We start from the raw sequence: 10,142 nt of genomic DNA on the forward strand, positions 1-10,142 counted from the left end.
GGCCCCGCCGTCGGTGTCCGCGACGACCCCGCCGGGCGGCGTCGAGCTGACCCCCGGCTCCACCGCGAACCTGCCGATCACCGTCCGCAACGACGGCGGCAGCGTGTCCCAGCCGGTATCCGCGACGCTGAACCTGCCGCGGGGCGTGCACGCGGTCGACGCGGCCGGCGGCGGCGCGCCGATGGCGTTCGCGCAGAGCAGCGCCCCGATCACGGTGAACTGCCCCGGCGGCGACGGCACGGTCACCTGCAAGACCGGCAGCGGCCTCGAGCCCGGCCAGAGCGCCACGCTGAACTTCCGGCTCAAGGCCGACGACGACGCCGAGGGCGGCGTGGTCACCGGGTCGGTCACCGCGGGCGTGCAGGTGAACGTCCAGATCAAGGTCAACGTCACCGTGAAGCAGCCGCCGGACGCGGTGGTCCTGGAAGCGCAGGGCGACGGGCTGTCGGCGTTCCCGTGGACCCGCAACCCGCTGGTCTACGTGCGCGTCCGCAACACCGGCGAGACGACCAAGCCGGTCACGGTCACCTTCGACCACCCGCTCCAGCAGTGGTGGAGCCTGCGCGGCTTCCCCTGCACGTCCTCCGGCGCGGGCGCGACCTGCACGACGAGCAGCGCGCTGGCCCCCGGCCAGCACGTCAACCTGTGGGTGCGGCTGAAGGGCCGTCCCGACGACGGGCGCGTGACGATCACCGCGACGCTCGGCAAGGCGTCCGCGCCGCCGGTGACCGTCGACTTCGGCTGCTGGCACCACTGGTGCGGCAAGGACCCGCTGCCGACGACCACCTCGCCGTCGACGTCGACCACCCCGACGAAGCCGTCGAAACCGGCTCCGTCGAAGCCTTCGTCGACCCCGCCGACGACGGCCGAGACCGAGCCGACGAGCGAGCCCCCGGCGTCGACGACCACGTCCAGCGCGCCGCCGCGACCGGGCACGAACCCGGGCCCGAAGCAGCCGACCGTCACCCCCGACAAGGGCTTCGGCTGGCTCACGGGGTAGCGTCCGCGCGGTGCGCGAGCTGCTGAAAAAGCATCGCGAGCTCCTCCGCTTCGCCGTCGTCGGCGGGATCAGCTTCGTGATCACGATGTCCGTCGACTACGGCCTGAAGTTCACCGTGCTGCGGACCCACCCGGTGACGGCGCTGATCCTCGGCGTCCTGGTCGCGACGATCTTTTCCTACGTCGCCAACCGGGAGTGGTCGTTCCGTACTCGCGGCGGCCGGGAGCGGGCGCACGAAGCGGCGTTGTTCTTCCTGTTCAGCGGCATCGCGCTGGGCCTGAACGCGCTGCCGCAGTGGTTCTCGCGGTACGTGCTGGACCTGCAGGTCCCGCGGCTGTCGCCGCTCGGCGTCGAGGTGGCCGACTTCGTCAGCGGCATCGTCATCGGGACGCTGCTGGGGACGGCGTTCCGCTGGTGGGCGTTCAAGAAGTGGGTGTTCCCGGACGAGGACGCGCGGCTCGCCGTGGTCGCGGAGGATCCGGACATTCAGGACCGGAAAGCCGCCTGAACCACAGGTCATCGCGGTGTACTCCTAGACTGCGTGGTGTGACCGTTGTGGAAACCGTGCTCAAGCGCACGCCGGAACCACTGCGTTCGGTGCTGATCAAGCACCGGGAGCTGCTGAAGTTCGCGATCGTGGGCGGCACGACGTTCCTGGTCGACAACGGGGTCTGGTACGTCCTCAAGCTGACGGTGCTGGAGCCGAAACCGACCACCGCGAAGGCGATCGCGATCATCGTCGCGACGATCGTGTCGTACATCCTCAACCGCGAGTGGTCCTTCCGCACCCGCGGCGGCCGCGAACGCCACCACGAGGCAGCGCTGTTCTTCGTGATCAGCGGGGTCGCGGTCGTGGTGAACCTGATCCCGCTGTACGTGTCGAGGTACGTGCTCCACCTGGAGATGCCGCACGTGACGCGGCTGGTGCAGGAGGTCGCGGACTTCGCGAGCGGGTCGATCATCGGCATGCTGCTCGCGATGTTCTTCCGGTTCTGGGGCTTCAAGAAGTGGGTTTTCCCGGACGAGCTGGGCGAGCGGCGGCGGGACAGCGACACGGTGACGCGGCTGCGCTGAGCGCTTGCCCGAGCTGATCGCCCCCGACGTCCGGTGGCACGCCGCCTGGCGGGACGCGCACGCCGAGTGGGGTCCGGGTGCGCACGAGGACGGCTTCGGCCTCCAGGAGCCGGACGAGGTCGGCACCGCCGCCGGTTTCGCGGCCTGGCTGGCCAGGCTGGACGTCGAGGCCTGCACCTACCGCTGGATCCTCGAGGACGAGCGGGTGCTCGGCGGGATCGCGCTGCGGCACGGCTTCGACGACTTCGTCCGGCGGTACGGCCACGTCGGCTACGGCATCCGGCCGTCCGCGCGCGGACGCGGGGTGGCGAGCTGGGCGCTGGGCCGGATGCTGGACGAAGCGCGCACCCTGGGCATGGCCCAAGTCCTGCTGGTCTGCGCCGCGGACAACGCCGCCTCGGCGAGAACCATCGAGCGCAACGGCGGCGTGCTCGAAGCGTCGCCGGATCAGCGGGTCCGGCGGTACTGGATCGAAAACTCCTTGTCTTTTGACATGTAGTTGTCTACAGTCATCTTCGTCAGTGTTCCTTCGTGAGGACGCCGTCCGGGTTCGGCCGGGCGAGCGGGACGATTCGAGGTGATTTCCGAGCGCGAAGAGGTCGCACCCGCCCAGCGGGTGACGATGAAACCCTTTTCCCGGCTCGACGGGACGCGTTTCCCGCGCGTCCGCATCTCTCGTCCCTTCTGACGAATCAAGGACTTCTCTTGCACACCATCGCGCCTCAGCGCGCCCGAAAAACGGCTCTCACGGGCCTGTTCCTGTCCGTTTTCCTCGCGATGCTCGACGCACAGGCCGTCGCCACCGCGCTGCCCCGGATTTCCGCCGAATTCGGCGGGACCGGCGCCTACGCCTGGGTCACCACCGCCTACCTGCTCGCCGGCAGCGTCACCGCTCCCCTCTACGGGAAGCTCGGTGACGTCCACGGCCGCAAACGCGTGCTCCTGGGCGCGCTCGCCCTCTTCGTGGCCGGTTCGCTCGTCTGCGGGCTGGCGCCGTCGGCCGGGTTGCTCATCGCCGGCCGGGTGCTGCAGGGCGCCGGGTCGGGTGGGCTCTTCGTCTCCGTAGGCGCTTCGCTCGGCGAGATGTTCTCGCCCCGCGAAGGCGCGAAGTACTTCGGGTGGTTCTCGATCTGCTTCGCCGTCGCCTCCCTGGCCGGGCCGGTCGCCGGCGGCTTCCTGACCGGGCTCGCCGGCTGGCGGTCGATCTTCCTCGTCAACCTGCCGCTCGGTCTCGTCGCCGCGGCTTGCCTCACCACCCTCGAACTGCCGCGACGGCGGAAGGACGCGCCGTTCGACTTCACCGGCGTGGTCCTCCTCGGCGCGGCGATCACCGGGTTCACGCTGCTGACGCCGTGGTCGGTCGCGCTCGGGGCCGTCGCGGCGATCGCGTTCGTCGTGGTCGAACGCCGGGCCGAAGCGCCCGTGCTGCCGCTCAGGCTCTTCCGGGACCGGACCTTCACCGTGTCCGTGGTGCTCAGCGTGCTCGCCGGGTTCTCGTTCCTCGGCTCGGTCAACTACATCGCGGGCTACCTGCAGGCCGACGCCGGTCCCGCGGAAGGCGGCCTGCTGCTCGTGCCGATGACGCTCGCCGTCGCGCTGTCCTCCGTCGTCGCGAGCAAGGTCATCGCCCGCACCGGTGCCTACCGGTGGGCGCCGCGGCTCAGCATGGCGCTGGGCCTGCTCGCGGTGCTCGGCCTGACGACGCTGCACAGCCTCGCGGAAGTCCTGGCCTGCCTGGTCGTCTTCGGCCTCGCCGCGGGCCTCAACCTCCAGGTGCTCGCGCTGGCCACGCAGAACACCGCGCCGGCCGGTGATCGCGGTGCGGTCGCCGCCGCGGTCAACCTCGCCCGCGCGCTCGGCTCGGCCCTCGGGCCGGTCGCGCTCGGGTTCGCCTACACCGCGGGCGCCCACGGCGTTTTCCTCGCCCTGCTGCCCGTGCTCGCGCTCGCCCTCGTCACGGCGTTCGCGCTCCCCCACGTCCCCCTCCACCGCTAGGAGAACCACGATGATCTTCGTACTCGGCGCCACCGGCAAGGTCGGCCGCGCCCTCGTTCCCGCCCTCCTCGACGCCGGCGCCGCCGTCCGCGCCCTGACCCGCGACCCGGCGAACGCCCGGATCGACCCGCGTGCCGAAGTCGTCCAGGGCGACCTGGACACCGCCGACCTGCCCGCACTCCTCGACGGCTCGGACCGCGTGTTCGTGCTGACCCAGGGGCACAGCGCCGACCGGGAAGCGGCCGTCGCCCGGGCAGCCGCCCGGGCCGGAGCCAGCCACCTCGTCAAGCTGTCCACCACCGGTGTCCACTTCGGACAGACGGACCCGATCACGCGCACCCACGCCGAAGCCGAGCAAGCGATCCGCGAAGCCGGGCCGGCCTGGACGATCCTGCGGCCCGGCGCCTTCATGGACAACCGGTTCGCCTGGCGCGACTCGATCCGCGAGGAGAACGCCGTGTACGTACCCGAAGGCGACCCGGCGTCCGCGCTGGTCCACGTCCGGGACATCGCCGCGGTCGCGACCCTCGCCCTCACGACGGCGGACCACGAAGGCGCGACCTACGAGCTCACCGGCGGTGAAGCCCTCACCACCGCGGAACAGGTCGCGATCCTTTCCGAAGTTCTCGGTCGCCCGATCGAATTCTGTGAAGAACCGCAAAGCGCCGCTCGTGAGCGCATGATGCGCAAGTACGGCTGGCCCGCCGAGGCCGTCGACGGTTTCTTCGCGCTGAAGCGGGAGTCCGCCGAGCGCGAACACGTCGTTTTCGACACCGTGGAACGCGTGCTCGGCAGGCCGCCGCTGAACTTCGCGGAATGGGCACGTGAGAACGCGGCCGCATTCGCCTACCATTACGGGGGGTGACGGCGGGGAGGTGACGGGATGGGTCTGCGCGTCCTGGTCGTGGACGACCACCCCCTGTTCCGCTTCGGCGTGGTGACCCTGCTGGGGAACGAACCGGGGATCGAGGTCGTCGGCGAAGCCGCCAGCGGCGCGAACGCGGTCGACGCCGCCGCCGCGCTGCGGCCGGACGTCGTCGTCATGGACCTGCACCTGCCCGACCTGTCCGGGATCCAGGCGGCCCGGCACATCGTGACGGCCAACCCGGGCACCGGCGTGCTGATGCTGACGATGGCCGACGAAAGCGAGTCGGTCTTCGCGGCGATGCGCGCCGGTGCCCGCGGCTACCTGCTCAAGGACGCCGAGCCGGACGAGATCATCCGCGCGGTGCAGGCGGTCGCCCGGCGCGAAGCCATCTTCGGGCCCGACATCGCCAACCGCGTGCTCGGCTTCTTCAACCAGCCCGCGCCGGCCAGCGAACCGGTGTTCCCGGAACTGACCACGCGCGAACGCGAAGTGCTGGCGCTGATCGCGGCCGGGCACAGCAACAGCGTCATCGCGAACACGCTGTGCCTGAGCCCCAAGACCGTCCGCAACCACATCTCGAACGTCTTCGCCAAGCTGCACGTCACCGACCGCGCCGGGGCGATCGTCCGGGCCAGGGACGCGGGCCTCGGCCGGTCCTGACGGGCAGCCTCCCGGGCAACATCGGGACGCCGGTCCCATGCGCCCGGGACACCTCTGCGGGCACTGTGGTGACGTGGGGGATGAACCCCCTCCGCACCGTTCGAGGGGAATGGGTGACGATGTTCGAATCCGAGCGGACTCCGGTGGTGGTCCGCGCCACCGATCCGATCCTGCACAACGGCGTCTGCGTGGCGCTGCGTTCGCGTGACGAAGTCCGGGTGGTCGACGGGGACTCGCCCGGCCCGGCCGTCGTCGCGCTGCTGGTCGCCGACCGGCTCGACGAGACGATGACCCAGCTGCTGTCCGCGTTGCACCACCAGGGCTTCACCCGCATCGTGCTGATCGCGGGCGAAGTCGACGACAACGAAATCCTCAACGCCGTCGAGCACGGCGTCTGCGCGGTCGCCCGCCGCGCCGACGCCGGGCCGGAGGTGCTCGTCCGGCTGATCAAGGCGGCCGCGGCGGGCGAGGGCGCGCTTCCGCCGGACCTGCTCGGCAGGCTGCTCAACCGGGTTTCCCGCCTGCAGCGCCAGGTTCTCCAGCCGCGGGGCCTGCACATGGGCGGGATGAGCAACCGGGAAACGGAGGTGCTCCGGCTCGTCGCGGCGGGGTATTCGACGCAGGAGATCGCCGACCAGCTGTGCTATTCGCAGCGCACGGTGAAGAGCATCCTGCACGACGTGACCAACCGGTTCCAGCTGCGCAACCGGTCGCACGCCGTCGCCTACGCGTTGCGTGAAGGGCTGATCTAGCGCGGAACGCGTTCGGCGGGCCAGCGGACTTCCGGGACGTCGCTGGGCCGCGGCACCTTGAGGAAGAGGCTGAAGACGGCCGGGCGGCGGTTGGACAGCTCCAGCCGCCCGCCGTCGGCCTCGACCAGCGCCCGGGCCAGCGCCAGGCCGACGCCGGTGGAGCCGCCGCCGGAGAAGCCGCGTTCGAAGATGTGCGGGGCGAGCTCGTCGGGGACACCGGAGCCGGTGTCGCTCACCTCGATCACGACCGTGCCTTCGGCGTCGCCGCGGCGGGCGGCCAGCGTGACCGTGCCAGAGCCGTGGCGCAGCGCGTTGTCGAGCAGGACCCCGATGACTTCACGCAGCCGGCCGGGCGTGGCGCGCGCCATCAGCCCGTCGGCCACGCGCGTCCGGAGGTTGCGGCCCTCCGAGCGAAGCAGTTCTCGCCACTCCTGCGCCATTTCGGGCAGTTGCGTGGGCAGGTCGACCGGTTCCGCGCCGACCTCACGCGCCGCGCGCGCCGCCGCCAGCAGCTCGTCCAAAGCCTCCGCGAGCCGGTCGGCCTGTTCCTGGGCGGCCTTCGACTCGTCGGCCACCTCTTCGTCCGGGTGCACGGTGAGCGGTTCCAGGCGCAGCTGCAACGCCGTCAGGCGGCTGCGCAGCTGGTGCGAGACGTCGCCGACGAGCTGGCGTTCGCGTTGCACGAGCTGGGCGAGCGCGGTGCCGGACGCGTCCAGCGCTTCGGCGACCATGTCGAGCTCGCCGACGCCGTAGCGGCTCGGGTCGGGCCGGAAGTCGCCGCCGCCGAGCCGGGCCGCGCGTTCGGCGACGTGCCGCAGCGGTTTCGCGAGCCGCCGCGCCGTCGCGATCGCCACCACCGCGCCGGTCCCGATCGACAGCAGCACCAGCAGGACGACGACGAGCGTCACCGTCGTCTGCCGCTCGTGCATCGGCCCGGCGGGTACGGCGATCTCCACCTTGCCGTCGCGCGCGAGGTCGGCCGTCTCTGTGACGGTGTCGCTGCCCGGGTCGCTGCCGTAGCGCTTTTCGATCTGCCCGCTGGCCCGCACGGTCAGCAGCCCGTTGACCGGGACGGCGGCGCGCACCTGGTCGAGGTCGATCTCCTGGCCGTTGGCGATCTCGGTGTCGAGGATCGCCGCCGCCGCGCGGGCGTTCTCGGCCAGGGTCTCGCGGTAGCTCGACTCGATCTGCCAGCTCGCCACGATGCCGAGCGGGATGCCGAGGACCGCCGCGGTGACGGCGACCGCGAGCAGGATGGCCAGCAGGATGCGGCGGCGCACGGCTTATTCGGCGTTGAACCGGAAGCCGACGCCGCGGACGGTCGCGATCCGCCGTTCGCCGTCGTGGGCCTTGCTGGTGCGGCCCGCGGCTTCGTCGGCGGCGATGGCGAGCTTCCGCCGCAGCCAGGACATGTGCATGTCGAGGGTCTTGGACGTCTTCGACTCGAGGTCGTTCCAGACCTCGGCGAGGATCTCGTCGCGGCTGACGACCTGCCCGGCGCGGCTCATCAGCACGCGCAGCAGCTCGAACTCCTTGTTCGCCAGCTGCACCTCGTGCAGGTCGACGGTGACGAGCCGGGCGCCGACGTCCATCCGCACCCCGCCCGCTTCGAGCACCTCGGGCACCCGGCGGCGCAGCAGCGCGCGGATCCGGGCCAGCAGCTCGGCGAGCCGGAACGGCTTGGCGACGTAGTCGTCGGCGCCCGCGTCCAGGCCGACGACGAAGTCGACCTCGTCGGTGCGGGCGGTGAGCATCAGGACGGGCAGCTCGGTGCCGTTGGCGCGCAGTCTGCGGCACACCTCCAGGCCGTCCATCCCGGGCAGGCCGAGGTCCAGCACGAGCAGGTCGACGCGCTGGGCGGCGGTGGCGTCGAGGACCGAAGGGCCGTCGGTGACGACGTGGATCTCGTATCCCTCGCGTTCGAGGGCGCGGGAGAGCGGTTCGGCGATGGCCGGATCGTCTTCGGCAAGTAGGACCATGCTCACCTGGTCAACTCTACGGCGCGGGGGCGTGAAACCATCGTGACCGTGCCTGGCTACGGAGATGATCTGGCCCTCGCCACCCGGCTGGCTGACGCCGCCGACGCGATCACGACGGCGCGGTTCCGCGCCCTGGACCTGGCGGTGTCGCGCAAACCCGACCGCACGCCGGTGACCGACGCGGACACCGCGGTCGAGGACGCGATCCGCGCGCTGCTGGCGGCGGAACGCCCCGCCGACGCGGTGCTCGGCGAGGAGCGCGGCGGGTCGGCGGCGATGGGCCGCGCGTGGGTGCTCGACCCGATCGACGGGACCAAGAACTTCCTCCGCGGCGTACCCGTCTGGGCGACGCTGATCGCGCTCGTCGAGGACGGCGACCCGGTGGTCGGCCTGATCAGCGCGCCCCTGCTGGGCCGCCGCTGGTGGGCGGCCACCGGAGCCGGGGCGTTCTCGTCGGATTCCGCGGGGACCCGCCGGCTGTCGGTTTCCGGCGTTTCGTCCCTTTCGGACGCTTATCTGTCCACAACGGACTTGAACTCGTGGGTCGAGTACCACTCGCGCGAGAAGTACCTGGACCTGGTGAACGCGTGCTGGGAGTCCCGTGCGTTCGGCGACTTCTGGTCGCACGTCCTGGTCGCGGAAGGCGCGCTGGACGTGGCGGCGGAGTGCATCGTGAACCCGTGGGACGTCGCCGCCGCGCAGGTGATCGTCACCGAGGCGGGCGGGCGGTTCAGCGACCTGGACGGTGTCGGGCGCTACGACAACGGCAGCGCGCTGTCGACCAACGGCCTCCTGCACGAAGAGGCGCTGGCGATCCTCAAGCGTTAGGAACCCGGGAGCAGGCCGACCGCGCCGCGCGCCACCTGGGCCCAGGCCAGCCGGCCGAAGAGGTAGTGGCACGCCACCTGTTCGCTGGTGAACCGCGCCCAGTCGTAGCGGTTGCCCTGCTCCCGCCAGAACACCTCCCACGCCTCGTCCTCGCCCTGCATCAGGCACCAGGCGTTGTCGACCTCGGCGCCGAGCGAAACGACCTCCGGCGGCACGCCCAGCACGCCTAGCCAGCGCTGGATCGACTGGGTGTTCATCAATCGTCTTCCCCCTTGGCCTCGGCGAGGTAGCCGAGGGTCACGAGCTCGTCCGCGGCCAGCAGCGCACGGTACCGGGTACCCCCGCCGACCTGTCCGAACCAGTTCGCCGTCTCCGCCCGCCACATCGGCACCGCGCGCACCACGACGTACCGGCGGTACTCGGCGTCCAGCATCCCCGGCGGCAGCGAGCGTTCCGCGAACGGCGTGCCGTCGGCGAAGAACACGCGCCCGTACGCCGGGCCGAAGCGGTCGAGGACGGTGTTCATCGGGACCATCACCGGCTCGCCGTGGTCGACGCCGCCCTCCGGGTAGTCCTCGCCCGGCGGCCACGCGTATTCGGGCCCGAGTTCGCTGTGCCCGACGACGAACCGGCGGATCCACACCGCCTGCGTCGCGTGGGCGTACGGCACGTAGCCCTCGGTCAGGTGCCGCGGCACCGGCCGCGACGGCGCGGTCGGCGACCGGCGGAAGCCCGCCGTGACGTTGGTGAGCGCCTGGTCGTCGAAGATCAGCCGGGCGTCCGGGTGGTCGTTCGGGCCGAAGCCGTCCGGGTTGTCCGGCAGGGGCAGCTGCCGCGCCGGCCGGTCCATGGCGACCGGCAGGTGCCCGATCGGGAACATGTGCACCAGGAACAGCGCGACAACGCTTTCCCGCTCGGTGCGCGGCGAGCCCAGCGGCGGCACCGGCGCGGGCGCGATCGGCGCCGGCGAAACCGGGGGCGGCGGG

12 protein-coding genes and 1 pseudogene are annotated in these 10,142 nt (G+C 71.6%); 9 read left to right on the top strand and 4 right to left on the bottom strand.

The genetic code is table 11. From position 1 onward, the window contains the following. From G3I65_RS10115 to G3I65_RS10150, 8 genes and pseudogenes are all read left to right on the top strand, one after another. Positions 1-1,000: pseudogene (locus tag G3I65_RS10115) on the top strand (RNA polymerase subunit sigma); the annotation flags it as partial. A gap of 10 nt (positions 1,001-1,010) precedes the next feature. Continuing rightward, on the top strand, positions 1,011-1,508 hold the full coding sequence (locus G3I65_RS10120) for a GtrA family protein (RefSeq protein WP_160695866.1): 498 nt from the start codon (positions 1,011-1,013) through the stop codon (positions 1,506-1,508). A 38-nt stretch (positions 1,509-1,546) separates the two neighbouring features. Beyond that, positions 1,547-2,074, top strand: coding sequence for a GtrA family protein (locus G3I65_RS10125; RefSeq protein WP_163046664.1), 528 nt, complete (start codon positions 1,547-1,549; stop codon positions 2,072-2,074). 4 nt (positions 2,075-2,078) lie between these two features. Next, on the top strand, positions 2,079-2,573 hold the full coding sequence (locus G3I65_RS10130) for a GNAT family N-acetyltransferase (protein ID WP_160695867.1): 495 nt from the start codon (positions 2,079-2,081) through the stop codon (positions 2,571-2,573). A gap of 206 nt (positions 2,574-2,779) precedes the next feature. Continuing rightward, positions 2,780-4,069: an MFS transporter gene (locus G3I65_RS10135; RefSeq protein WP_203612336.1), complete on the top strand. Its 1,290-nt coding sequence runs from the start codon at positions 2,780-2,782 to the stop codon at positions 4,067-4,069. 10 nt (positions 4,070-4,079) lie between these two features. Continuing rightward, positions 4,080-4,934, top strand: a complete 855-nt coding sequence (locus tag G3I65_RS10140; protein ID WP_160695868.1) for an NAD(P)H-binding protein — start codon at positions 4,080-4,082, stop codon at positions 4,932-4,934. 18 nt (positions 4,935-4,952) lie between these two features. Further along, on the top strand, positions 4,953-5,597 hold the full coding sequence (locus tag G3I65_RS10145) for a response regulator transcription factor (protein ID WP_160695869.1): 645 nt from the start codon (positions 4,953-4,955) through the stop codon (positions 5,595-5,597). Positions 5,598-5,716: 119 nt separating this feature from the next. Next, positions 5,717-6,349, top strand: coding sequence for a response regulator transcription factor (locus G3I65_RS10150; RefSeq protein WP_160695875.1), 633 nt, complete (start codon positions 5,717-5,719; stop codon positions 6,347-6,349). On the opposite strand, the gene G3I65_RS10155 is transcribed toward G3I65_RS10150, so the two are convergent. Together G3I65_RS10155 and G3I65_RS10160 are read right to left on the bottom strand one after the other, a co-directional pair. Beyond that, positions 6,346-7,629, bottom strand: a complete 1,284-nt coding sequence (locus tag G3I65_RS10155) for an ATP-binding protein (RefSeq protein ID WP_160695870.1) — start codon at positions 7,627-7,629, stop codon at positions 6,346-6,348. The genes G3I65_RS10150 and G3I65_RS10155 overlap by 4 nt on opposite strands. 3 nt (positions 7,630-7,632) lie before the next feature. Beyond that, a complete protein-coding gene (locus G3I65_RS10160) occupies positions 7,633-8,328 on the bottom strand; it encodes a response regulator transcription factor (RefSeq protein WP_086862134.1) in 696 nt (231 codons plus the stop codon). A 42-nt stretch (positions 8,329-8,370) separates the two neighbouring features. Here G3I65_RS10160 and hisN point away from each other — a divergent pair, with 42 nt between their 5' ends. Beyond that, positions 8,371-9,156: a histidinol-phosphatase gene (hisN, locus tag G3I65_RS10165; protein ID WP_160695871.1), complete on the top strand. Its 786-nt coding sequence runs from the start codon at positions 8,371-8,373 to the stop codon at positions 9,154-9,156. Here hisN and G3I65_RS10170 read toward each other — a convergent pair. Both G3I65_RS10170 and G3I65_RS10175 read right to left on the bottom strand, forming a co-directional pair. Continuing rightward, the gene (locus tag G3I65_RS10170) at positions 9,153-9,413 is read right to left on the bottom strand and encodes a hypothetical protein (protein ID WP_003105220.1); all 261 of its coding nucleotides are present in this window, start codon (positions 9,411-9,413) and stop codon (positions 9,153-9,155) included. The two genes, hisN and G3I65_RS10170, sit on opposite strands and share 4 nt — an antisense overlap. Beyond that, positions 9,413-10,142: TNT domain-containing protein (locus tag G3I65_RS10175; RefSeq protein WP_160695872.1), on the bottom strand; the 730-nt coding region annotated here is incomplete at its 5' end. The genes G3I65_RS10175 and G3I65_RS10170, both read right to left, overlap by 1 nt.

Source organism: Amycolatopsis sp. SID8362, from assembly GCF_010550475.1.
GTDB lineage: Bacteria > Actinomycetota > Actinomycetes > Mycobacteriales > Pseudonocardiaceae > Amycolatopsis > Amycolatopsis eburnea.